This is a genomic window from Catellatospora sp. NPDC049111, from assembly GCF_040648615.1.
GTDB classification, from domain to species: domain Bacteria; phylum Actinomycetota; class Actinomycetes; order Mycobacteriales; family Micromonosporaceae; genus Catellatospora; species Catellatospora aurea.
Window position 1 is genome coordinate 74,448 of record NZ_JBEZEB010000002.1, and the last position, 22,210, is coordinate 96,657.

Annotated in this window: 22 protein-coding genes, 1 tRNA gene and 1 pseudogene; 22 read left to right on the top strand and 2 right to left on the bottom strand. The window is 72.1% G+C overall.

What is annotated here, in order from left to right; all coding sequences use genetic code 11:
• Nucleotides 1–97 precede the first annotated feature (97 nt).
• From AB0B66_RS02920 to AB0B66_RS03010, 19 genes and pseudogenes are all read left to right on the top strand, one after another.
• The gene (locus AB0B66_RS02920; protein ID WP_360521960.1) at nt 98–1,714 is read left to right on the top strand and encodes a DUF885 domain-containing protein; all 1,617 of its coding nucleotides are present in this window, start codon (nt 98–100) and stop codon (nt 1,712–1,714) included.
• A 41-nt stretch (nt 1,715–1,755) separates the two neighbouring features.
• On the top strand, nt 1,756–2,493 hold the full coding sequence (locus AB0B66_RS02925) for a hypothetical protein (RefSeq protein ID WP_360521963.1): 738 nt from the start codon (nt 1,756–1,758) through the stop codon (nt 2,491–2,493).
• A gap of 99 nt (nt 2,494–2,592) precedes the next feature.
• The gene (eno, locus tag AB0B66_RS02930) at nt 2,593–3,879 is read left to right on the top strand and encodes a phosphopyruvate hydratase (RefSeq protein ID WP_203698117.1); all 1,287 of its coding nucleotides are present in this window, start codon (nt 2,593–2,595) and stop codon (nt 3,877–3,879) included.
• Nucleotides 3,880–4,038: 159 nt separating this feature from the next.
• Nucleotides 4,039–4,602 (top strand): septum formation initiator family protein, encoded by a 564-nt coding sequence (locus AB0B66_RS02935; protein ID WP_360521966.1) that lies wholly within the window; start codon nt 4,039–4,041, stop codon nt 4,600–4,602.
• A gap of 8 nt (nt 4,603–4,610) precedes the next feature.
• On the top strand, nt 4,611–5,129 hold the full coding sequence (locus AB0B66_RS02940; protein ID WP_360521969.1) for a DUF501 domain-containing protein: 519 nt from the start codon (nt 4,611–4,613) through the stop codon (nt 5,127–5,129).
• Nucleotides 5,122–5,625, top strand: a complete 504-nt coding sequence (locus AB0B66_RS02945; RefSeq protein WP_191840828.1) for an amino-acid N-acetyltransferase — start codon at nt 5,122–5,124, stop codon at nt 5,623–5,625. The genes AB0B66_RS02940 and AB0B66_RS02945 overlap by 8 nt, the downstream gene beginning before the upstream one ends.
• A gap of 101 nt (nt 5,626–5,726) precedes the next feature.
• A complete protein-coding gene (locus AB0B66_RS02950) occupies nt 5,727–6,626 on the top strand; it encodes a Ppx/GppA phosphatase family protein (RefSeq protein WP_360521973.1) in 900 nt (299 codons plus the stop codon).
• 70 nt (nt 6,627–6,696) lie between these two features.
• The gene (locus AB0B66_RS02955; RefSeq protein WP_155374211.1) at nt 6,697–7,020 is read left to right on the top strand and encodes a PadR family transcriptional regulator; all 324 of its coding nucleotides are present in this window, start codon (nt 6,697–6,699) and stop codon (nt 7,018–7,020) included.
• A 64-nt stretch (nt 7,021–7,084) separates the two neighbouring features.
• Nucleotides 7,085–8,143 (top strand): hypothetical protein, encoded by a 1,059-nt coding sequence (locus AB0B66_RS02960; protein ID WP_360521978.1) that lies wholly within the window; start codon nt 7,085–7,087, stop codon nt 8,141–8,143.
• 228 nt (nt 8,144–8,371) lie between these two features.
• Complete coding sequence (locus AB0B66_RS02965) at nt 8,372–8,818, top strand: hypothetical protein (protein ID WP_360521981.1); 447 nt, start codon at nt 8,372–8,374, stop codon at nt 8,816–8,818.
• A gap of 232 nt (nt 8,819–9,050) precedes the next feature.
• Entirely contained in the window at nt 9,051–9,458 is a 408-nt protein-coding gene (locus AB0B66_RS02970) for a hypothetical protein (protein WP_360521984.1), read from the top strand.
• Between the two features lie 175 nt (nt 9,459–9,633).
• Complete coding sequence (locus AB0B66_RS02975) at nt 9,634–10,314, top strand: dienelactone hydrolase family protein (protein ID WP_360521987.1); 681 nt, start codon at nt 9,634–9,636, stop codon at nt 10,312–10,314.
• 47 nt (nt 10,315–10,361) lie between these two features.
• On the top strand, nt 10,362–11,087 hold the full coding sequence (locus AB0B66_RS02980) for a uracil-DNA glycosylase (protein ID WP_360522907.1): 726 nt from the start codon (nt 10,362–10,364) through the stop codon (nt 11,085–11,087).
• 68 nt (nt 11,088–11,155) lie between these two features.
• A complete protein-coding gene (locus tag AB0B66_RS02985; RefSeq protein ID WP_360521990.1) occupies nt 11,156–11,860 on the top strand; it encodes a DUF4129 domain-containing protein in 705 nt (234 codons plus the stop codon).
• Nucleotides 11,861–11,924: 64 nt separating this feature from the next.
• Nucleotides 11,925–12,533 carry a hypothetical protein gene (locus AB0B66_RS02990; protein WP_360521993.1) on the top strand — a complete coding sequence of 203 codons (609 nt, stop codon included), beginning with the start codon at nt 11,925–11,927 and terminating at the stop codon, nt 12,531–12,533.
• Between the two features lie 2 nt (nt 12,534–12,535).
• Nucleotides 12,536–13,606, top strand: coding sequence for a MoxR family ATPase (locus AB0B66_RS02995; RefSeq protein ID WP_360522910.1), 1,071 nt, complete (start codon nt 12,536–12,538; stop codon nt 13,604–13,606).
• Between the two features lies 1 nt (nt 13,607).
• Nucleotides 13,608–14,993, top strand: a complete 1,386-nt coding sequence (locus tag AB0B66_RS03000; protein WP_360521996.1) for a DUF58 domain-containing protein — start codon at nt 13,608–13,610, stop codon at nt 14,991–14,993.
• A complete protein-coding gene (locus AB0B66_RS03005) occupies nt 14,990–15,535 on the top strand; it encodes a hypothetical protein (RefSeq protein WP_360521999.1) in 546 nt (181 codons plus the stop codon). Before AB0B66_RS03000 ends, AB0B66_RS03005 begins: the two co-directional genes overlap by 4 nt.
• Nucleotides 15,536–15,619: 84 nt before the next feature.
• A pseudogene (locus AB0B66_RS03010) lies at nt 15,620–16,918 on the top strand (NAD(P)/FAD-dependent oxidoreductase); the annotation flags it as partial.
• Nucleotides 16,919–17,065: 147 nt separating this feature from the next.
• On the opposite strand, the gene AB0B66_RS03015 reads toward AB0B66_RS03010, so the two are convergent.
• Nucleotides 17,066–18,889 (bottom strand): hypothetical protein, encoded by a 1,824-nt coding sequence (locus AB0B66_RS03015; RefSeq protein WP_360522002.1) that lies wholly within the window; start codon nt 18,887–18,889, stop codon nt 17,066–17,068.
• 136 nt (nt 18,890–19,025) lie between these two features.
• Between AB0B66_RS03015 and AB0B66_RS03020 the strand changes: the two genes are divergently transcribed.
• The 3 genes from AB0B66_RS03020 to AB0B66_RS03030 all read left to right on the top strand — a co-directional run bounded on the left by AB0B66_RS03020 (nt 19,026) and on the right by AB0B66_RS03030 (nt 20,802).
• Nucleotides 19,026–19,109: transfer RNA gene (locus AB0B66_RS03020), tRNA-Leu, on the top strand.
• 507 nt (nt 19,110–19,616) lie between these two features.
• Nucleotides 19,617–20,414, top strand: coding sequence for a Bax inhibitor-1/YccA family protein (locus AB0B66_RS03025; protein WP_360522005.1), 798 nt, complete (start codon nt 19,617–19,619; stop codon nt 20,412–20,414).
• A 91-nt stretch (nt 20,415–20,505) separates the two neighbouring features.
• Nucleotides 20,506–20,802 carry a hypothetical protein gene (locus AB0B66_RS03030; protein ID WP_360522008.1) on the top strand — a complete coding sequence of 99 codons (297 nt, stop codon included), beginning with the start codon at nt 20,506–20,508 and terminating at the stop codon, nt 20,800–20,802.
• A gap of 83 nt (nt 20,803–20,885) precedes the next feature.
• Here the strand turns inward: AB0B66_RS03030 and AB0B66_RS03035 are convergent, their stop codons facing one another.
• Nucleotides 20,886–22,133, bottom strand: a complete 1,248-nt coding sequence (locus tag AB0B66_RS03035; protein ID WP_360522011.1) for an acetyl-CoA C-acetyltransferase — start codon at nt 22,131–22,133, stop codon at nt 20,886–20,888.
• Nucleotides 22,134–22,210 lie beyond the last annotated feature (77 nt).

Sequence of the window (22,210 nt, forward strand, 5' to 3'; positions counted from 1 at the left end):
GTCCGACTTGCCCGGCAAGTGGGCGAATGGGCGGTCAAGATACGCACGGGTGCCTGGCAAGTCGAGCGGTCGCGGGGGCGGCGGGTACGTTGAGGCGATGACGCTGGAGTTCGCACCGCTGGCGGAGCACATCGCCGACGCCCTGCTGGAGTCGTCGCCCGAGCTGGCCGCCGCGGCCGGTGACCACCGCTTCGACGACCGCCTGCCGGACCTGTCGCCCGACGGCACCACCGCAGACATCGGCATGCTGCGTGACGCGGCCGACGCGCTGTCGCAGGTGGACGCGGACTCACTCGACGACGAGGAGCGGGTCGACCACGCCATCCTCAGCTCGCTGGTGGACCGGCAGCTGTTCGAGCTGACCGAGGTGCGCTCGCACCAGTGGAACCCGCTGCGGCACAACCCGGGCGCGCTGCTGCACGCGCTGATGGCCCGCCCGTTCGCACCGGTGGAGCAGCGCCTGCACGCGCTCGCGGGCCGGCTGCTCCAGGTGCCTGACGCGCTGGCCACGGCGCGTACGGTGCTGCGCGACGCGCCCCGCATCCACCTGGAGACGGCGGCGGGGCAGTTCGCCGGCACCGCCGCGTTGGTGCGCGAGGAGCTGCCGCGGCTGCTGCTGCAGGAGCCGGGACTGGCCGAGCAGATGCAGCTCGTCGCGGCGGAGGCGGTGCTGGCACTGGACGACTTCGCCGCCTGGTGCGCGACGCAGGCCGAGCGCGGCGAGGGACGGGACCCGCGGCTGGGGCGCCGGCTCTGGGAGGCCAAGCTGTGGCACACCCTGGACACCGAGCTGGGCGCTGCGGAGGTGCTCAAGCGGGCGCAGGACAACGTCGAGCGGGTCACCGCCGAGCTGCGTGAGGTCGCCGTCGAGCTGGTCGGCGGCAAGGCCGACGACGAGACGGTGCGCCGGGCCCTGGACCTGATCGCCGCCGAGCACCCGGACAACGACTCGATCGTCGGGCTGGCCTACCACGCGGTCGAGGAGACCACCGCGTTCGTACGCGAGCACGACCTCATCAGCCTCATCGACGACCCACTGGTCATCGAGGAGATGCCCGAGTTCTCCCGGGGCGTGGCGGTGGCCTACTGCGACCCGCCGGGCGCGCTGGAGACGGCGGTGGTGCCCACGTTCTACTGCATCGCGCCGACCCCGGCGGGCTGGCCCGCGCAGCGGGTCGAGTCGTTCTACCGCGAGTACAACGACCACGCCATCCGCAACCTGACCGTGCACGAGGCCATGCCGGGGCACTTCCTGCAGCTGGCGCACGCCCGCCGCTACCGGGGCAGCACCCGGGTGCGGGCGCTGGGCCGCTCCGGCACGTTCATCGAGGGCTGGGCCGTCTACGCGGAGCAGGCGATGGTCGAACGCGGCTTCGGCGGCCTGCCGGTGCGCGCCACCCAGCTGAAGATGCAGCTGCGGTCGAGCATCAACGCCATCCTCGACCAGCTCGTGCACTGCGAGGACCTCAGTGAGGCCGACGGCATGGCGCTCATGCTGGACCGCGGCTTCCAGGAGGAGGGCGAGGCGGCCGGCAAGTGGCGGCGTTCGCTGCTGTCCTCGACGCAGCTGTCGACGTACTTCGTGGGCTGGGCGGAGGTCGCCGAGATCGCGAGGCTGCGACCGGCCGGTGTCACGGCGCGTGAATGGCACGACCGCATGCTGTCGTACGGCTCGCCCGCCCCCCGCCACCTGCGCACTCTTCTCGGTCTGTGAGGGTTTGCGCGGCGGCGGGGCGATGGGGGAGGCTGTCGCCCATGCGAAATACGGTCGGCATGCCGCGTGCCCCGCGACTCTCCGTATTTCGGCGTGCGGCCATCGCGCCCCTGCTGGGGGCGCTGCTCGCGCTCACCGGCTGCCAGGCCATCACCGACGACGGCGTCGCGCCCGACCGCGCCCGGCTGCTCGGTGACCTGGCGGCGCAGCTGCAGCGCGCCTCGCAGCGCCCGTACCACGCGGAGTATCTGCTGGCCGGCGGCGTGCGTGGCGAGATCTCGCAGCAGACCAAGCCCGCGCGGGAGGTGTACGCCTACCCGGGCGGCCGCCTGCTGGTCGACCCGAACGGGCAGACGTCCTGCGTGACCGCGGTGCGCCCGGCGCGCTGCCAGATCCGCGCGCTGCCCGCGCCGGGCCCGGCCGCGCTCACCGGCTACAGCGAGGTGACCCGGCACGGGCTGGTCACCGCGCCGATCGTCGCCGACCTGCTGCAGGCCGCACAGCTGCAGTCCCAGGCCGACGTGGAGGCGCACGACGTCACCCTGGCCGGCCAGCAGGCGACCTGCCTGGAGGTGTCCGGGCTGACCGACGCCGAGGCGGGCGGGTTCACCGTCTGCGTGACCGCCGCCGGGGTGCTGGCCAGCTTCGCGGGCGTGGTCGGCGGGGTGGTGATCGACCAGGCGCTGACCCGGGTCTCCACGTCGCCCCCGGCGGAGGTCTTCGCGCTGCCCGAGGGAGCGCGGGTGGTGGACCACCGGCCGAAGAGCCCGGCGCCGTGACGGCTCGATAGGCTGCCAGGGTACGCACCGGCCGCTCCGGCCAGGGGATGTCATTGCCGACGACCACGCCAGTGAGCGCACATGAACGAGGGAGCACACGTGGCCACCATTGAAGGCTTCGTAGCCCGGGAGATCCTCGACTCCCGCGGCAATCCGACCGTCGAGGTCGAGGTCGGTCTCGACGACGGCACCATCGCCCGCGCCGCGGTGCCCTCCGGCGCCTCCACCGGCGCCTACGAGGCGCTGGAGCTGCGTGACGGCGACAAGAGCCGCTACCTGGGCAAGGGCGTCGAGAAGGCCGTCGCCAACATCGAAGACCAGATCATCGACCAGCTGATCGGGTACGAGGCCAGCGAGCAGCGCCTCATCGACGCCAAGATGCTGGAGCTGGACGGCACCCCGGACAAGTCCGTGCTGGGCGCGAACGCGATCCTGGGCGTCTCGCTCGCGATCGCGAAGGCCGCCGCGAAGAGCGCGGAGCTGAGCCTGTTCCGCTACCTGGGCGGCCCGAACGCGCACCTGCTGCCGGTGCCGATGATGAACATCATGAACGGTGGCGCGCACGCCGACTCCAACGTGGACATCCAGGAGTTCATGATCGCGCCGATCGGCGCGCCGAACTTCCGCGAGGCGCTGCGTTCCGGGGCCGAGGTGTACCACGCGCTCAAGAGCGTGCTGAAGAAGAAGGGCCTGTCCACCGGCCTGGGCGACGAGGGCGGCTTCGCGCCGAACCTGCCGACCAACGCCGCGGCGCTGGACCTGATCGCGGAGGCCGTGCAGGCCGCCGGCTACACCCTGGGCAGCGACATCGTGCTGGCGCTGGACGTGGCCGCGACCGAGTTCTTCGACAACGACGTGTACACCTTCGAGGGTGTCGCGAAGTCGCGCGAGGAGATGATCGCTTACTACGCCAAGCTGGCCGAGTCGTACCCGATCGTGTCGATCGAGGACCCGCTGGCCGAGGACGACTGGGCCGGCTGGAGCGCGATGACCGCCCAGCTCGGCGGCAAGATCCAGATCGTCGGTGACGACCTGTTCGTCACCAACCCGACCCGCATCGCCCGCGGCATCGCCGAGAGCGCGGCCAACGCGGTGCTGGTCAAGGTGAACCAGATCGGCTCGCTGACCGAGACGTTCGACGCCGTCGAGCTGGCCCACCGCAACGGTTTCCGCACCATGATGAGCCACCGCTCGGGCGAGACCGAGGACACCACCATCGCCGACCTCGCCGTCGCGATGGGCTGCGGCCAGATCAAGACCGGCGCCCCGGCCCGCTCGGACCGCGTCGCCAAGTACAACCAGCTGCTGCGCATCGAGGAGGAGCTGGCCGACGCGGCCCGCTACGCCGGCGCTGCGGCGTTCCCGCGGTACACCGCGGGAAAGTGACGCTGCCGCGTCACACCGCCGGAAAGTAAGCAAACTTAAGCAACCGCGCGGGTCCGTGACGCTGTTGCGGCACAGGGCCTAGCATGTGATCGAAGCTCCTTTCATGCCCACGCCGGACGTGGAAGGAGCTTCGATCATCGCGCAGGGGGGGGAGGGGTGATGCAGCGGCGACAGCCTGGAGGGCAGGGGCCGGTGCGCCGCCCCCAGGGCGGCGCCCGCGGCAGCGCCCGCGGCACCGCCTCCGTCCGCACCCGTGAGGGCGAGCGTTCACAGAGCCGTCCCGCCGCCGCCCGCCGCGCCGCCGCCGCCGGAGCGGCCAAGCGCACCAGTGCCCCGAACCCGCACGGCCTCACCGGCCGGGCCACCGCGCTGCTGGTGATCCTCGCGGCACTGGCGCTGGGCTACGCCTACCCGGTGCGCGTCTACCTCACCCAGCTCGCCGAGATCGAGGCGATGCGGCAGTCGCAGCTGGAGCAGCAGGAGCGCATCGCGGGGCTGGAGCGGCAGGCCGAGAAGTGGAAGGACGACGAGTACATCAAGGCTCAGGTCCGCCGCCGCTTCTTCTGGGTCTCCCCGGGGCAGACCCCGCTGATCCCGATCTGGGACCCGGACGGCAAGACCGACCAGGACCAGACCCCGAAACCGCCGCCGCCCGCCGAGCCCGACAGCTGGTACGGCAAGCTCTGGACCCGCCTGGACCCGGAGCCGGAGCAGAAGAACTAGGAGCACCCATGGATCGCGACCTCGTGCCGGCGCCGACGCGGCAGGAGGCGACCGAGTCCGATCTCGCCGCGGTCCGCGCCCAGCTCGGCCGCCCCACGCGCGGCACCCGGGCGGTGGCGCACCGCTGCCCGTGCGGCAAACCCGACGTGGTGGAGACGGTGCCCCGGCTGCCCGACGGCACTCCTTTCCCGACGCTGTTCTACCTGACCTGCCCGCGGGCGACCGCGGAGTGCAGCCGGCTGGAGTCGGCCGGGCTGATGAAGGAGATGAACGAGCAGCTGCGCACCGACCCGGAGCTGCGCGCCGCGTATCTGAAGGCGCACGAGGACTACCTGACCCGCCGCGAGGCGATCGGGAACGTGCCGGAGATCGAGAACGTCTCCGCGGGCGGCATGCCCGACCGGGTCAAGTGCCTGCACGTGCACCTGGGCCACGCGCTGGCCGCCGGTCCGGGCGTGAACCCGTTCGGCGACGAGGTGATCGACCTGGTCGAGCCCTGGTGGACGGCGGGTCCCTGCGTTGAGTGAGTTGACCGTCCGCAAGGCCCGCACCGCCGACGTGCGCGGCATCCGCCGCCTGATCGACACGTACAGCGGTGAGCGCCGCCTGCTGAGCAAGGCCACCGTCGCGATATACGAGGACGTGCCGGAGTTCCGGGTGGCCGTCGACGACGACGGCGCGGTCGTCGGCTGCGGCGCGCTGCACGTGCTCTGGGAGGACCTGGCCGAGATCCGCACCGTCGCCGTGGACGCGACCTGGCGGGGCCGCCGCGTCGGCCACCAGATCGTCGAAGCCCTCCTCGACGATGCCCGCGAGCTCGGCGTACGCCGCGTCTTCGTGCTGACCTTCGAGACCCGCTTCTTCGCCTCCTTCGGCTTCACCGAAATCGACGGCGCCCCCGTCCCCCCACCCGTCTACGAGCAGCTCCTCCGCTCCTACGACGAAGGCGTGGCCGAATTCCTAGGCCTGGAACGCGTCAAACCCAACACCCTCGGCAACACCCGCATGCTCCTCCACCTGTGAAGCAAGGGCATCATCGGCTCGCGTCAGCGAGACGAGCAGCAGCTCGGCTTATCGCTGTGCGTAGCGGAAGGGCACCTTCTTAACGCCTGTAGGGTGGTGACGTGGGAGATGCCGTCGCCGCGATCGACTGTGGCACCAACTCGATCCGCCTGCTGATCACCGAGAACGGCCACGACGTCGAGCGCCTGATGCGCATCGTGCGCCTGGGCGCGGGCGTGGACCGCACCGGCCGCCTCGACCCGGCCGCGATCGAGCGCACCCGCGTCGCGCTGACGGAGTATCGCGGGCTCATCGAGTCGCACGGGGTGAGCCGCATCCGCATGGTCGCCACCAGCGCCACCCGCGACGCGGCGAACGCGGTGGACTTCCACGACATGGTCCGCGCCACCCTCGGGCAGTCCGCCGAGGTCATCACCGGCACCGAAGAGGCCGCGCTGTCCTTCGGAGGAGCGGTGACCGGGCTGGACGGCAGCGGCCCCTACCTGGTGGTGGACATCGGCGGCGGGTCGACCGAGTTCGTCCGGGGGCACCGCGCCGTGGACAGCTCGATCAGCATGGACATCGGCTGCGTACGCATGACCGAACGCCACCTGCCCACCGACCCGCCCACTGCCGCGCAGCTCGACGCGGCCACCGCCGACATCGACGCCGCGGTGGCGCAGGCGCTGGCCCACGTCGGCACCGGGCCGGCCACGCTGGTCGGAGTGGCGGGCACGGTCACCACGCTGGCCGGCATCGCGCTGGGCCTGGACCGATACGACCCCGCCCGGATCCACCACTCGGTGCTGCCCGCCGCCACGATCGAGCGGCTGGCCGCGGAGTTGTCCGCGATGGACCACGACACGCGGGCGGCGATCCCGGTGATGCACCCGGGCCGGGTAGACGTGATCATCGCGGGCGGGCTGATCCTGCGGGAGATCATGCGCCAGACCGGCTTCGCCGAGATCGTCGTCTCCGAACACGACATCCTCGACGGCATCGCCGCCTCCATCAGCGGCTGAGCAGCAGATTACGCGCCGCAAGGTAGTCCGCTGCTTGCGGTACTATGCATAGCGAACTACTCTGCTGAGCGTGGATACCACCCAACTGCTCAAGGGGGTCCTCGACCTGGCCGTGCTCGCCGTGCTGCGCGACGACGACGGCTACGGATACGACATCCTCCGCCGCCTGCGGACTGCCGGGCTGACCGAGATCGGTGACGCCTCGGTCTACGGCACCCTGCGTCGGCTGTTCGCGGCCGGCTACCTCACCACGTACGTGGTGCCCTCGGAGGAGGGCCCGCACCGCAAGTACTACGCGCTCAACCCGGCCGGCCGCACCCAGCTCAAACAGGGCGGCGACGTGTGGCGCGAATTCGCCTCCACGATGAACACCCTGCTGAGGGAGCCGGCATGAGTGAGTTCTGCGAGCGAATCATGAGCCCTGGTCATGCCGCCGACGAGCGGAGCGAGGAGAAGGCATGAGTGAGCCAGTCGAGATCGCACAGTACGCGGCGCAGGTCGGCGCGGCCCTGGCCGACCTGCCCGAGCAGGCGCGCAACGACCTGCTGGAGGACCTGCCGGCGCACCTGGCCGAGGTGGCGGCGGAGATCGAGGCCGAGGGCGGCGGGGTGACGCTGACCGAGCGGCTCGGTCCGCCGAGCATGTACGCCGCGGAGCTGCGTGCCACGCTGGGCCACACGGGGGGTCCCAGCCGGCGGTTCGCCTGGGCCGGGCGGGCGTCGTCCCGGGTGCGGACGCGCTGGGCGGGGCTGGACCGCCGGCTGGGCCCGATCATCGGGTACCAGCGCCTCGGCGAGTTCCTGGCCCTGCTGCGCCCGGCCTGGTGGGTGGTGCGCGGCTGGCTGGCCGCGATGCTGGTGGCGCAGCTGTGGCGCGACGGCGACGGGCTGGGTCTGCTGCCCCGCTTCGAGGGCAGCACCGTGCTCGGCCTGCTGGTGCTGGCTGCGTTCGTGGTCGGCTCGATCTGGCTCGGTCGGCGCACCGCGGCGGTCCCACCGACCCGTCGCCGGGACCGGGTGGCGCTGGGCGCGGCGACGGCGGTGATGGTCGTCTTCGGCCTGGGACTGTGGGTCGCGGCGGACGACCGGCTGGTGGGTTCGTCCTGGCGGGAGTCGACGCCGACATCCTGGGTGGGCGACCCGTATCAGCAGGTCAACGATGTCTTCGTGCTGGGTCCGGATGGTCAGATCATCCAGGGTGCGCGGCTGGTGGACCAGGACGGCAGCCCGGTCGTGCTCGGGTATTGCGCGCAGCGCTTCGGCTGGGAGGGCCCCGGCGGGGGCGGACGCGGCTGGGAGTGGCGGGTCGTCTACCCGTCCTGCCCCGACCTCACCGCGCCGCAGCTGCCCTGGGTAGCCGTGTCGCCGGAGCCGGTGCCGTGGCAGACCCCGGTCGCCGGGGTCCCGTCGGCCGGACCGTCCCCGTCGGGCACGCCGTCCCCGAGCGCCTCCGCCGCGACACCCGCGGCCACCCCGTCGGGAACGCCCGCACCGCAGCCGAGCCCTTCCCGGCGATGAGGGCAGCCGAGCGTCCGCAGGGTGGGTGAACGGCCCCGGAAGCGCAACTGAACGACCAGGACGGCCCTCCCGATGTGGATCGTGAGGGCCGTCCTTTCGGTGGGGAATGTGGCCGGTGCCGTCCGGCAGGCTGCGGGAATGGCCGGACGGCGCGGCGACGGGGCGGTGCGCAACGGGCGGCCACGACAGAATGACCGCGCCACCACCCCTCGATCACGAAGGTTTCCCATGTACGAGCAGCCCGGCCGGCAGGTGCCGTCCTCGCCATACGTCACTCCGGCGCCCCCGCGCCGCAAGACCGGAAAGACCATCGCCATCGTCATCGCCGCCGTGCTCCTGCTCTGCTGCTGCGGGGGTGGGGCGGTGCTCGCGGTGAAGCCGGACGCGGTCAGCGGCTTCTTCAAGGACATCGTCGAGGCCGTCGAGAGCAATGTGGCGAACGCGAAGGTCGGCGACTGCGTGAACACCTTCACCGCCGTCGAGGACGCGCGGGTGGTCGACTGCACCTCGGCGGAGGCGGCGAACCGGGTCGTCGGGGTCCTCGCCGACAAGACCGAGACCGAGTTCAATGCCGACAGCGCCTGCGACGCGTACCCCACGACGGAGTACGTGATCTGGATCGGCCGGAAGGGCGGCCGAGGCAGCGTGTGGTGCCTGGAGCAGATCAAGAAGTGAGCGGTCGGCGTCACGGAGCATGAAATTCCGTCGCTGAACGGAGGATCCCCCGGCGCTGAATCGGCGGCACTGTTCGGCCGTCCGTACCGCATGCCGGGGGTCTCCGGCAACCAGGTCGCGAAGATTCACAGCCAACGCTAAGGTAACGCGGTCTCCGTGACGGCACGTGAGACAAGACGCCCCCGCCGCGACCCGTTCCGGACGAGGGCACCCCTCGGAAGGAAAGAAACACATGAGCGAGCAGGTAACCCCGGCGGTCCCGGCGGCCCAGGAGACCGCGACGGAGCCCTCGGGCGCCAAGTCGGTCGCGGCCGGGATCGGCAAGAAGATCCTCGGCTACATCGTCGTCGCGGTGGTCGTGCTGGGCGGCGGTCTGGCGTACAAGTACCTCAGCGGGTCCACCGACATCGCCAAGGCCGGCGACTGCATCACCGACGCGGCCAACGCCGACGACATGAAGGTCGTCGGCTGCGACTCGGCGGAGGCCAAGTACAAGGTGCTGGGTGTGCTGGAGGGCGTCAACGCGACCCAGGCCGAGTCGGCGACGGGCTGCGGCCAGTGGCCGGACGCGACCTCCTGGTTCTCGATCATCGAGCAGGGCAAGACCACGGGCAAGTTCCTCTGCCTGTCCGACAAGTGAGCTGAGCTCGCGCCCGCTATATCACTTCTGCGGCGGCGTGGTGAGTTACGACCATAAGTCGTAACTTTCGCCACGCCGCCGTCGTCTTCCCCGGTACCGTCCGGTGTGGTTGGCTACCCGGAACGCCACGACTGTGCGACCAGCCAATGACGACTGACCGTCAGGAGGACGACCTATGGGTGAAATGGTGGATTACCCCAGCAACGGGGGGACCAGTGAGGGCTACCTCGCGCTGCCCAAGAGCGGCAGTGGACCCGCGGTCATCGTGATCCAGGAGTGGTGGGGGCTGGTCCCGCACATCATCTCGCTGGCCGACCGGTTCGCCGAGGCCGGGTTCGTGGCGCTCGCGCCCGACCTGTACCACGGCGCGCACACCACCGAGCCCGACGAGGCCGGCAAGCTGATGATGGGCCTGGCCATGGACCAGGCCGCGAAGGACATCGCGGGAGCCGCGCGATACCTGGCCGGGCGGCCGGAGACCACGGGCGGCGTGGGCGCGGTGGGCTTCTGCATGGGCGGCAGCCTGGCGCTGTGGTCCGCCACGGTCAGCGACGAGATCACTGCCGCGGTCGGCTTCTACCCGGCGCTGCCGTGGGAGCGCATGGCCCCGCAGTGGTCGAACTACCAGGGCAAGACCGCGATGATCCACTGCAGCGAGGAGGACGGCACCTCCGCCGCGCCCGGCATCAAGACCGCCCGCGCCGCCATCGAGGAGGCCGGCGGCACCTGCGTCGTGCACGACTACCCCGGCACCCACCACGCGTTCGTCAACGACGACCGGCCCGAGGTGTACAACGCCTCGGCGGCGGCCAGCGCCTGGGCGCGCACGGTGGAGCTGCTGCGCACCAAGCTGTGACCTCGGCCGACGGCTCGTCCCGGCGGCCCGCCGGGACGGCCTCCGAGCTGCGCTCGAGGGCGGCCGAGCTGGCCGCGCTCGACGAGGAGGTCTCCCGCTGCCGCCTGTGCCCCCGGCTGGTGGCGTGGCGGGAGGAGGTTGCCGCGACCAAGCGGGCCGCGTTCCGCGACGAGGTGTACTGGGGCCGCCCGGTCCCCGGGTTCGGCGCGGCCGACGCCCGCATCCTCATCCTCGGGCTGGCCCCGGCGGCGCACGGCGGCAACCGCACCGGGCGCATCTTCACCGGTGACCGCAGCGGCGACGTGCTGTTCGCCGCGCTGCACCGGGCGGGTCTGGCCAACCAGCCCACCAGCGTGTCCTGCGACGACGGGCTGCACCTGACCGACGTGCGCATCGCCGCCGCGGTGCGCTGCGCCCCCCCGGACAACAAGCCGACGCCGGTCGAGCGCGACACCTGTGCCCCCTGGCTGCACCGCGAGGTCACGCTGCTGCGGCCGACTCTGCGGGTGGTGATCGCGCTCGGCGCGTTCGCGTGGGCGGCGTGGTGGCCTACGCTGTCCACGGTGTACGGCGTCAAGCCGCCGGTGCCGCGTCCGAAGTTCGGGCACGGGGCCGTCTTCCTCCCGGAGGGCGGCGCCGCCAGCTCGTCGCGCGGACCGGCGCTGCTCGGCTCGTACCACGTCAGCCAGCAGAACACCTTTACCGGGCGGCTCACACCCGCCATGCTGGACGACGTGCTGAGCCAGGCCCGGCACCTCGCCGGCCTCGACTGAGTCGACCTCGACCGCGTCGGGCCGCGACCTGACGCCGCCGGGCAGAAGCGAAAATCGGAGCGGGGAACATGGGAGCGTTGCGTCGCTGGTGGCCGTTGCTGGCCGTGGCCGCGCTGCTGATGCTCGCGGCCGCGACGGCCTCGGTCTCGGTGCTGCCGATCGGCCGGGCCGCGCCGGAGCAGTCCGCGTCGGCGAACCCCACCCCGACCGCCTCGCCGTCGCCGCGCACGCCCACCCCGTCGCCGTCCGCACCGCCGGAGGAGGCCGCCGACACCGGCTGGCTGGGCGTGGTCGGGCTGGCGGTGCTCCTCGCCATCGGTGCGGCCGTGCTGATCGTGCTGCTCAAGGCCGCCGCGAAGTCCACCACGAAGTTCCGCCGCCGGGCCATCCGGGAGAAGCCGCCGGTGCGCATCGCACAGCTGACCGACGAGGAGGAGGTCGTCGCGGCACTGGACGCGGGCCTGCTCGACCTCGACGACGACGCCGCCGATCCGCGTACCGCCGTCATCGCCTGCTGGGTGCGGCTGGAGCAGGCCGCCGCCGCCGCGGGCGTGCCGCGCCTGCCCGACGACACCGCCACCGACCTGGTCGTACGCATGCTGCACCGCCGCCGCCTGGACGCCGGCGTGCTCAACGGCTTCGCCGACGTGTACCGCCGCGCCCGCTACGCCACCCACCGCGTCGACGACGACATGCGCCTGCAGGCCAGGGCCTCCCTGCATCGCCTGCGCGACGAACTGACCGCCGGCACCCGCGGTGAGGTGAAAGCATGAGCGGGCTTCGCAAGCGAATCATGAGCACTGGACATGCCCCTGACGAGCGCAGCGAGGAGGGGGCATGAGCGAGCACGACGACTTCGTGGACGGTGACGTCGACGACGGTGCGACCCTGGGCGACCTGCTCGGCGGCTTCAGCCGGCCGGAGGGGCCGGTCGCGGCCCGCCCGCCCCGTCCGAGGGCGACCCGCTGGCTGAGCCTGCTCGGTTTCGCCGTCGCCTGGACCGCCGCGGGCTGGATCACGCTCCAGGTGTTCAGCCTGGAGATGTCGTTGCCGCTGGTCTTCGCGGTGGCGCTGACCGTGGTCGGGGTGTGGCGGATGGCCCGCTCGCTGAAGGCCCCGCTGCCGCCCCGGCGCGCGGGCCGAGCCGTCGCCGACGACCAGTCCGAGGTCACCGACGGGCTGCGGCTGGCGGTGGCCCGCTGGGAGACCATCCTGGAGTGGAGCCACACCGACGCCGCCCGCTTCCAGCGCCGGGTGCAGCCGCGCCTGGCTGAGGTGGTCGACGAGCGGCTGCGCCAGCACCACGGCGTGAACCGCGCGACCGAGCCCGAACGCGCGCGTAGGCTGCTCGGTGATCCGCTCTGGACGCTCCTCACGGTGCCGGCCAAGCGCCCGCCCAGCCCTCGCGAACTCGATGTGATCGTCAATGCCTTGGAGAAACTGTGAGCATGCAACCGATCCCCGCCGCTGAGGTGGGCCGTCTCGCCCAGCAGGTGCTCGACCGGGTCGGCACCGTGATGGTGGGCAAGCGCGACTCGCTGGAGCTGGTGCTGGCGGGCATCCTCGCCGGTGGCCACGTGCTGCTGGAGGACCTGCCCGGCCTGGGCAAGACGCTGACCGCGCGGACCTTCGCCCAGGCGCTGGGCCTGGACTTCCGCCGCCTGCAGTTCACCCCCGACCTGCTGCCCGCCGACGTCACCGGCTCGTTCCTGTACGACCAGCGCACCCACGACTTCACCTTCCGGGCCGGCCCGGTCTTCACGAACCTGCTGCTCGCCGACGAGATCAACCGCACGCCGCCGAAGACGCAGGCGGCGCTGCTGGAGGCGATGCAGGAGAAGCAGGTCTCCGTCGAGGGCGTGACGTACCGCCTGGAGGCCCCGTTCCACGTGCTGGCCACCGCCAACCCGATCGAGTACGAGGGCACCTACCCGCTGCCCGAGGCGCAGCTGGACCGCTTCATGCTGCGCGTGTCGTTCGGCTACCCGGAGGCCGACGAGGAGCTGAACGTGCTGCGCCGGCGCATGGTGCGCCGCCAGGAGGAGTCCGAGGTCGAGCCGGTCGTCGACGCGGCCACGCTGCTGCGTATGCAGGCCGGGCTGGAGCAGATCGAGGTCGAGGACTCCATCTGCCGCTACCTGGTGGCGCTGGCCGCGGCCACCCGCGAGCACCCCGCGGTGCTGGTCGGCTCGTCGCCGCGCGGCTCGCTGGCCCTGCTGCTGCTGTCCCGGGCCCGCGCGGCGCTCGCCGGGCGCGACTATGTCATCCCGGAGGACGTGAAGGCGGTCGCGCTGCCCGCGCTGGCGCACCGGATCACGCTGCGGCCGGAGATGTGGCTCAAGCGCATCGACCCGGTCTCCGTGGTGGCCGAGGTGCTCGCCGCGACGCCGGCCCCGGTCAGCGGCGCGCTGCCGAGCCACGCGGCGGCAGGCCGCCAGCCGGCCCCCGGGCGGCGGCTGGCGGAGTTAGAGGACGAGCTGCTGGACCCGCCGTACCGGTCGACCGGGCTGCGAGGCTGAGATGTCCCAGCCAGGCTCCCCCGAGGGCGACCTGGAGCCCGTCGCGTCCACCGACACCGGCGAGAACTGGGCGCCCACCCGGGCGCTGGGCCGGGCGGTGCTGGTGGCGGGCCTGCTGCTGGTCGCCGCCGTGCTGCTGGGCCGCACGGACCTGGTGATCCTCGCCGCGCCGCTGGCGCTGAGCGTGGCGTTCGCCCTGGCCAAGCGGCCGCGGACGCTGCCGGGCCTGCGGCTGTCCACGGTCGAGTCGTTCCCCGTCGAGGGCGGTGACCTCGGCGCGACCGTCGAGGTGGAGAACCGCGACATCACCGGGTACGACCTGACGGTGGTGCACCTGCAGCACTCGCCCTGGCTGCGGCTGGAGGGCGGGGCCGCCGAAGCGGGTCCGTCCCGGCGCGGCGGCAACCGTCCCTACGTGACCCTGGTGCCCCGGGGCGTGGCCACCGCCGTCGAGCTGGCCGGTCCCGCCGTGCGCTGGGGGCGGCACTGGCTGGGCCCGGCGTCGGCGCATGCGGTCGCCGCGGACGGGCTGCTGGTCAGCCGGGCCGTGGTCACCGGCGCGCTGGGCGTGAAGGTGTATCCGCTGACCGAGCCGTTCAACGCCGACGAGGCGATGCCCCGGGCGGCGGGCCTGGTCGGCCAGCACCGCTCGCGGCGGCCCGGCGAGGGCGGCGAGCTGGCGGGCGTACGCCAGTTCGGCCCCGGTGACCGGCTGCGCCGCGTCGACTGGCGGGTCTCCCTGCGCACCGAGCGGCTGCACGTGGCGGCGACGCTGTCCGACCGTGACGCCGAGGTGGTGGTCCTGCTGGACCTGCTGGCCGACGCGGGCCGCTCCGGCGGCATCGGCGGCGCGTCCTCGGTGCTGGACCGCTCCGTACGCGCGGCGGCCGCGATCGCCGAGCACTACCTGCACCGCGGCGACCGCGTCTCGGTCCTGGAGTACGGCGCGCAGGCCCGCCGCCTGCGCCCGGCCAGCGGCCGGCGGCAGTACCTGACGGTGCTGGAGTGGCTGCTGGACGCCCACCCGAGCCCGACCGCGCAGGAGCGGGGCGGCGCGCAGCTCGCGGCGGGCATCTCGGCGGCGGCGCTGGTCGTCGTGCTGACGCCGCTGCTGGACGCCCGCTCGGCGGCGATGCTGGCCGGCCTGGCCCGCTCGGGTCGCTTCGTGGTCGCCGTGGACACGCTGCCCACCGACCTGACCTCGCCGCCCGTGAACACCTGGAGCGACGTGTCGTACCGGCTGTGGAAGGCCGAGCGGGAGAACACGATGGGCCAGCTCGCCGAGCACGGGGTGCCGGTGGTCGCCTGGGCGGGCGCGGGCAGCCTGGACGCCGTGCTGCGGGACGTGTCGCGGCTGGCCGCCGCGCCGAAGGCGGTGCTGCGATGAAACAGCTTCTCTCGCAGGTCCGAGACCTGGGCCGGATCACCGGCGGCCCGCTGCTGGTGCGCGGGGTGGTCTTCGTGGCCGCTTTCACCGGCCTGCTGCTGGCCGCCCCGGGCGGGCTGCCCGCGCGGATGATGCTCGGCTTCCTGGCGCTGGCCGCGGTGCCCGCGCTCGCCCCGGGCGGGGTGGTGGTGACCCTGGTGATGCTGGCCACGGTCGGGATGTGGCTCGTCGACACGATGCTGTTCCTGGCCGAGCCGTCGACAGGGCGGCTGCTGGGCGCCGCCGCGGCGCTCTACCTGCTGCACAACGCGGCGGCGCTGGCGGCGGTGCTGCCGTACGACGCGATCGTGGACAACCAGGTGCTGCTGCGCTGGGCGGTGCGGTCGGGGCTGGTGCTGGCCGCGGCCGGGGTGCTCGCGGTGCTGCTGATGACGGTGTTGCCCGGCATGTACATCACCACGCCGACGGTGGCGCTCGTGGTGGGCCTGGCCGTGGTCGCGGCCGCCGTGGCGCTGCTCACTCGGCTGGGCAGGCGGCCCTGATCAGGGCGGCGTGACGGCCGTCGCTGTCCGGGATCACAGGCATCGGCGCTGATCAGGGCGATGTCACGGCGGTAGCGTGAATGCGTGAAGCCTGTACGGATCCTGGTGGTGGGCGCCGGCCATGTCGGCCTCTACGCCGCCCTGCGCCTGTCCAGCAAGTTGCGCTCGACCGAGGCCGAGGTCACGGTCGTCGACCCGCAGCCGCACATGACGTACCAGCCGTTCCTCCCCGAGGCCGCGGCCGGCAACATCTCCCCCCGGCACACCGTCGTGCCGCTGCGCCGGGAGCTGCGCGACTGCAACATCGTGCACGGGGCGGTGACGAAGGTCGAGCACTCCCGCAAGGTCGCCACGGTGCAGCCGGTGGTGGGCCCGTCCCGGGAGATCCCGTACGACCACATCATCGTCGCGCCCGGCAGCGTCTCCCGTACGCTGCCGATCCCGGGCCTGCGCGAGCACGCGGTCGGCTTCAAGACCATCGGTGAGGCCATCTGGCTGCGCAACCACGTGCTGGAGTGCCTGGACATCGCGGCCGCGACCACCGACCCGCAGACGCGGCAGCGCGCGCTGACCTTCGTGGTCGTGGGCGCGGGCTTCGCCGGGGTCGAGGCGCTGGGCGAGATGGAGGACATGGCCCGCGACGCGCTGCGCTACTACCCGGAGCTGAAGGCCGACGACATGCACTGGGTGCTGGTCGAGGCCACGCAGCGGGTGCTCCCTGAGGTCGGGCCGCAGATGGGCGCGTACACCGTCGAGGCGCTGCTCAAGCGCAACATGGACCTGCGCCTGGGCACCCGCCTGGAGTCCTGCGTCGACGGCGTGGTGAAGCTGTCGGACGGCGGCGAGTTCGCCGCGGACACCATCGTGTGGACCGCGGGCGTCAAGGCGCACCCGATGATCGCCGCGACCGACCTGCCCCGCAACGCCCAGGGCAAGCTCACCTGCGACCCGACGCTGCGGGTCGTCGACGGGGACTCCTTCGTCGAGGGCGCGTGGAGCGCGGGCGACTGCGCCGCGGTGCCCGATCTGACCGCCGCCGCGGGCGAGATGTGCTCGCCGAGCGCGCAGCACGCGGTGCGCCAGGCGCGCCTGCTGGCCGACAACCTGATCGCCACCGTGCGCGGCAAGGGCATCCGGGAGTACCGGCACAAGCACGTCGGCTCGGTGGCCAGCCTCGGCCTGCACAAGGGTGTCGCGCACGTCTACGGCTTCAAGGCCAAGGGCTGGGTCGCCTGGTTCATGCACCGCACGTACCACATGAGCCGCATCCCGTCGCTGAACCGCAAGGTCCGCGTGATCGCCGACTGGACCCTGGCCCTGTTCCTCAAGCGCGAAGTCGTCTCCCTGGGCGCTCTCCACCAGCCCATGGACCCCTTCGCCCAGGTCCCCCCCCCGCCCCCCCACCCCTCACCACCCCCGCCCCCCCTGGCCCACCCCTTAACCACTCGCGGCCACCCCGTGACCCCGAGGCCGCAAGTCTTTAAGAGTTGCCGCAGGAAGGCGGGCCCGCCGGAGGCGGGTGGGGTGGGGTCACCAGTTGCGGGGCCAGTAGAGGACGCCGCCGGAGGGGGTGCCGGGGCCGAGGAGGGCTTCCAGAGTGCGCTGGAGTTCGGCGTGGCGGGGGTGGCCGGGGGACAGGACGACGCAGGCGGCGTTCCACTTGGTCAGGTCTTTGCGGGCGTCCAGGCGGTGGTCGTCGTTGATCGCGGGCACCACTCCGGTGCGGGCCACCTCGGACAGCACCCAGGACGTGGTGCGCTTGCCGATGCCCATGGTCGCCTTGCCGTTCGACCCGTGCGGGCCGATGAAGAAGCCCTCGGGCAGGGCGAACGCGGTCAGTGCCGCGGTGGCGTATCGCATCGGCTGCGGCTGCTCCGGGGTCGGCAGCGGCACCGGGACGATGACGTCTCCGTCGGTGGCGCACTGCCGCCACAGGCCGTCGGCGAAGAACGCCGGCACGGCGGCGCGGTCGGCGGTCGGCAGCGGGGTCGGGAACAGCGGCACCAGCGCCGCGGCGACCAGCGCGGGGACGGCGATCCGCACGCCGCGCCGGTCCGACCGCTCAGCCCGCCGCAGCGCCAGCACCAGCAGCACGGCGAGCAGCGGGATCGCGGCCAGCGCGAAGCGCATCGGCAGCGCGCCGTCGACCACGGGCAGGTGCATGAGCAGCCGGTACGGGCCTGGCAGCGGGGTGCGTTCGCCGTGCAGCATGACCTGCGGGCCGAGCGCCAGCGAGCACATGACCAGCGCGCCCACGCCGCAGGCCGCCGCGAGCGCGTCCCGCCGCTGCCAGACCAGCAGCCCCAGCGACAGCAGCACCAGCGGCCAGCCCAGGAAGGTGTTGTACTCGGCCGGCCCGGTGGTCAGTTTCGCCGCCGCCTCGTCGCCGGCCACCGTCAGCGGCGAGAACGCGGTGAACCCGGCCAGGTCGGCGGAGAAGTAGAAGGGGCTGAACACCCCGTCGGAGACCGACTGGGGGCCCTTGAACTGGACCCACAGCGGATATGCCAGCAGCGCGACGGCGACCGCGACGGCGATCGACAGCCCGGCGGCGAAGCGAGCCAGCACCGCCCGCGGCGGCCGGGTCATCGCCACGTAGGCCACGGTCACGACGGCCAGCGCGAGTGCGGTGAGGAACAGGGTCTCCTCGCCGATGAACACCTGCAGGCTGACCAGTACGCCGAAGAGCGCGCCGCAGCCGATGACCCGGCGCGGCCGGGCGGTGCCGGAGCGAGCGGCGCGGGCCAGCTCGACGACGCACCACAGCATCGGCGGGATCAGCCACTGCGCGGTCATGTGCAGGTGGCTGTTGGACTGCGAGACCATGCCCGGGGCGAAGCCGCAGAACGCCGCGCCGACGGCGGCCGCGATCCGGCTCGCGCCCAGCGTGCGGTGCAGCAGCAGGTACCAGGCGATGGCGGTGCCGGCCAGGTTGAGGGCGACCAGCAGCGCGAACGTGGTGGCCGCGCCGAACGCGGCGGTGACCGGGGCGAGCAGGCCGCCGAGCAGGATGACCGTGGTGTTGGCGAGCAGGTTGACCCCGTACGGGGCGTTCAGCCGGTCGGTGACCAGCGAGAAGTCGCCGCTCCACAGCATGGTGTCGTGGGCCAGGAACCACTCGTAGAGGATCTGGTCGGGCGGGTTCAGGGCGAGGGTGCGGGTTTCCGGATCCGGCCAGAGCCCCAGGGTGAGCCATCCGGCCAGCGCCAGGAAGGCCAGGCCGACCAGGACGTCGCGGGCCCACTCGTGCCGCCGGGCGGGCCGCCCTGCCGCGGACGCGTCCGCACCACCCCGTTGGCCAGGCAGTTCGGCGTTTTCCGGGGCGGTGGTGAGGGCGGGCGCGGTGCTCGTCACGCGCTTGACCCTAGCGCTTCGCGTGCGCTTGTGGCCGATCGGCCGCTGTGCTCACGTTCTCCGGATAGTGACAACGGGCGTGCTTCGGGCCGGGGCGAACCGCTACCGTGTCAGGGCACAGCAACATGCGTAACGCGCCCGGGTGGTGGAACGGCAGACACGGTTGCCTTAAAAGCGACTGCCGAAAGGCGTGCGGGTTCGAGTCCCGCCCCGGGCACCAGCAGGTTGTGCCGTGGTCCGCGCCGGTGTGCCGAATGGCGTTTCCGCGGCCCGGTGGGCGATGCGCGAAAGACGCGGCGAAAAGCTTCACAAATAGTGACGCGCTCCGATCGCCTGCCACGGGGGAAGCGGGCGATTGGAGCGCGTTGTGGACGAGCATAGCGAGCGCCCGACGGTCTGTCACCCCCTGGTTGCCTGCTTTTCTCTCCGAATTTCACGAGGTGTGGTAACGGTCGATGGACACCCTGTGACGACGTGAATTCGCAGGCTTTTCATAAGGTTTCATTAAGGATCGGGCGTGGTGATTGTTTTGGGTGGTGGTCGAGTCCGACCGCATCCGCGCGCCGCAAGCGTCGCCGACTGAGGTGACCTCCGACACCGCGACGCGTGGGTCGGTTCTCCCAGCCCGGCCGGCCGCCAGTGGGAGGCTCGAAAAACCGTGATCTCCGTAGGTGCGCCGATCCGCTACTCTGTCGGCACATTCCCTGTGGAGGAGGCGAGACCCGCTGTGAAGAGTTCCAACCCGGTGCTCAGCCGCATCAGTGCGGCGGCGCAGCAGCCCCGGTACTCGGTGCCGGGCCAGGGCGCCCCGGCGGGCTACCCGGAGGGCGGCTACCCGGAGGTCGTCCAGTCCGGGCACGTCGACCGGATGACGATCGACGACGTCGTCGTCAAGACCGTGACCCTGCTCGCGACGACCGCGGCGACCGCGGCGATCGCCTGGTACGTGGTGCCGTTCGAGGTCATGCGGCCGGTGCTGTACGCCTCGATGTTCCTCGGCGTGATCGTCGGCCTGGTCATCTCGTTCGCCCAGGTCACCAACGCGGCGGTGATTCTCGGATACGCGGTGCTCGAGGGTGTCTTCCTCGGCCTGATCAGCAAGGCCTACGAGTACTTCTTCGAGGGCATCGTGCTGCAGGCGGTCATCGCCACGCTCTCGGTGTTCCTCGCCATGGCCGCGCTGTACAAGATGAAGATCATTCGGGCCACCCCGAAGTTCATGAAGATCGTCATCGGCGCGGCGGCCGGCCTCGCCGTGGTCATGCTGGTCAACTTCGTGATCTACCTGTTCAGCGGCTCGGTCGGCCCGCTGCGTGACGGCGGCCCGATCGCCATCGGCTTCAGCCTGGTCTGCATCGTGGTCGCGGCGCTGATGTTCGTGGTCAACTTCAAGCAGATCGAGGACGGCATCGCCGCCGGCCTGCCGCGCAAGTACGGCTGGCTGGGCGCGTTCGGCATCCTCGTCGAGCTGGTCTGGCTCTACCTGGAGATCCTGCGCCTGATCTCCTACTTCTCGGAAGACTGACCGGTGCGCCCCGAGCGGGCGCACCCGACGACCGCCGCTCCGGGGACGCCCCGGGGCGGCGGTCCGTTTTCCGGGCCGGGACAATCGCGGGGTGAGCATCGAGCAGTTGACGCGCGCCGTCGACCTCCTGGCCAACCAGGTCGGACACTGGACCCCCGCCCGCTGGCGCGATCAGGGCGACCAGCTGCACAAACTGGTCCAGCGTTTCGCCGACCAGGCCGCGGACCTCACCGGCACGCCGCGCCGCGACGTGCCCCGGCTGTCCGATCTGGCCTTGCCCGACCAGCTCAAGGTCGTCGTGGCCGACCTCGTCGCGGCCTCCCCGCCGCACGAGCTCACGGCCGCCGCCGCCGACGAGATCGCCGCCCTCCGCCGCACCCTCACCTGAGACGAAGGAAGGGCACCTTCCCAACGCTCCGCGTTGTAGAAGGTGCCCTTCCCGACGGCTCGACGCCGTGAAGTGCGGGAGTGTCAGCCGAGGCGCTCGATGATCATCGCCATGCCCTGGCCGCCACCGACGCACATGGTCTCCAGGCCGATGCTCTTGTCGTGCCACTGCAGGTTGTTGATCAGTGTGCCGGTGATGCGGGCGCCGGTCATGCCGAACGGGTGGCCGACGGCGATCGCCCCGCCCATCACGTTCACCTTCTCCAGCGGCAGGCCCAGCTCCCGGTACGACGGGATGACCTGCGCGGCGAAGGCCTCGTTGATCTCGGCCAGGTCGATGTCGTCGATGGTCATGCCGGCCCGCTTGAGCGCCTGCCGGGTCGCCTCGACCGGGCCGATGCCCATGATCTCGGGGCTCATCGCGGTGACGCCGGTCGAGATGATCCGTGCCAGCGGGTTGAGGCCCAGCTCGCGAGCCCGGCTGCCGCTCATGATCACGACTGCGGCCGCGCCGTCGTTGAGCGGGCAGCAGTTGCCCGCGGTGATCCGGCCGTCAGGGCGGAAGACCGGCTTGAGTCCGGCGGTGCCCTCCAGCGTCACGCCCGCGCGGGGGCCGTCGTCCTGGCTGACCACGGTGCCGTCGGGCAGGGTCACCGGAGTGATCTCGCGGGCCCAGAAGCCGTCCTTGATCGCCTGCTCGGCGAGGTTCTGCGACCGTACGCCGAAAGCGTCCATGTCCTCGCGGGTCACTCCGTGGACCTGGGCCAGGTTCTCGGCGGTCTGGCCCATCGTCAGGTAGATGTCGGGCAGCTCGCCCGTCTCGCGCGGGTCGGTCCAGACCGGCGTGCCGGCCCCGGCGCGCTGCGCGGAGCGGGCCTGGGCCGCCTCGAAGCGCGGGTTGTTCCAGCTCCCGCCGACGGCCGCGGCGGCGTCCGGGGGCAGCCAGTCCGAGTTGCCGCGGGCATACCGGGAGACCATCTCGACACCCGCCGAGATGAACACGTCGCCCTCGCCGGCCTTGATCGCGTGGAACGCCATCCGGCTGGTCTGCAGTGACGACGCGCAGTACCGGGTGACCGTGGCGGCGGGCAGCGAGTCGAGGCCGAGCAGGGTGGAGACCACCTTGCCCATGTTGAAGCCCTGCTCGCCACCGGGCAGGCCGCAGCCCAGGTAGAGATCGTCGATCTCGGCGGGGTCCAGGCCCGGGATCTTGTCCAGGGCGGCCTGGATGATGGTGGCGGTGAGGTCGTCCGCGCGCAGGTCCTTCAGGGAGCCCTTGCCGGCCCGGCCGATGGGGGACCGGGCGGTGGCGACGATGACAGCATCTGACATGAACGAACGTTAACTCCCCGGTAACTTGCCCCACCAGACCGGGTGAGAAAGTCATCAGCCCCGCCCGCCCCGCATGA

Excerpts from the sequence above, each read along its gene's own strand:
- AB0B66_RS03035 (WP_360522011.1), bottom strand. The coding sequence starts at position 22,133 with ATGTCAGATGCTGTCATCGTCGCCACCGCCCGGTCCCCCATCGGCCGG.
- AB0B66_RS02965 (WP_360521981.1), top strand. The coding sequence starts at position 8,372 with ATGTACGAGCAGCCCGGCCGGCAGGTGCCGTCCTCGCCATACGTCACT.
- AB0B66_RS03000 (WP_360521996.1), top strand. The coding sequence starts at position 13,608 with ATGTCCCAGCCAGGCTCCCCCGAGGGCGACCTGGAGCCCGTCGCGTCC.
- AB0B66_RS02975 (WP_360521987.1), top strand. The coding sequence starts at position 9,634 with ATGGGTGAAATGGTGGATTACCCCAGCAACGGGGGGACCAGTGAGGGC.
- AB0B66_RS02970 (WP_360521984.1), top strand. The coding sequence starts at position 9,051 with ATGAGCGAGCAGGTAACCCCGGCGGTCCCGGCGGCCCAGGAGACCGCG.
- AB0B66_RS02960 (WP_360521978.1), top strand. The coding sequence starts at position 7,085 with ATGAGTGAGCCAGTCGAGATCGCACAGTACGCGGCGCAGGTCGGCGCG.
- AB0B66_RS02940 (WP_360521969.1), top strand. The coding sequence starts at position 4,611 with ATGGATCGCGACCTCGTGCCGGCGCCGACGCGGCAGGAGGCGACCGAG.
- AB0B66_RS02935 (WP_360521966.1), top strand. The coding sequence starts at position 4,039 with ATGCAGCGGCGACAGCCTGGAGGGCAGGGGCCGGTGCGCCGCCCCCAG.
- AB0B66_RS02990 (WP_360521993.1), top strand. The coding sequence starts at position 11,925 with ATGAGCGAGCACGACGACTTCGTGGACGGTGACGTCGACGACGGTGCG.
- AB0B66_RS02995 (WP_360522910.1), top strand. The coding sequence starts at position 12,536 with ATGCAACCGATCCCCGCCGCTGAGGTGGGCCGTCTCGCCCAGCAGGTG.
- AB0B66_RS02925 (WP_360521963.1), top strand. The coding sequence starts at position 1,756 with ATGCGAAATACGGTCGGCATGCCGCGTGCCCCGCGACTCTCCGTATTT.
- AB0B66_RS02985 (WP_360521990.1), top strand. The coding sequence starts at position 11,156 with ATGGGAGCGTTGCGTCGCTGGTGGCCGTTGCTGGCCGTGGCCGCGCTG.
- AB0B66_RS02920 (WP_360521960.1), top strand. The coding sequence starts at position 98 with ATGACGCTGGAGTTCGCACCGCTGGCGGAGCACATCGCCGACGCCCTG.
- AB0B66_RS03005 (WP_360521999.1), top strand. The coding sequence starts at position 14,990 with ATGAAACAGCTTCTCTCGCAGGTCCGAGACCTGGGCCGGATCACCGGC.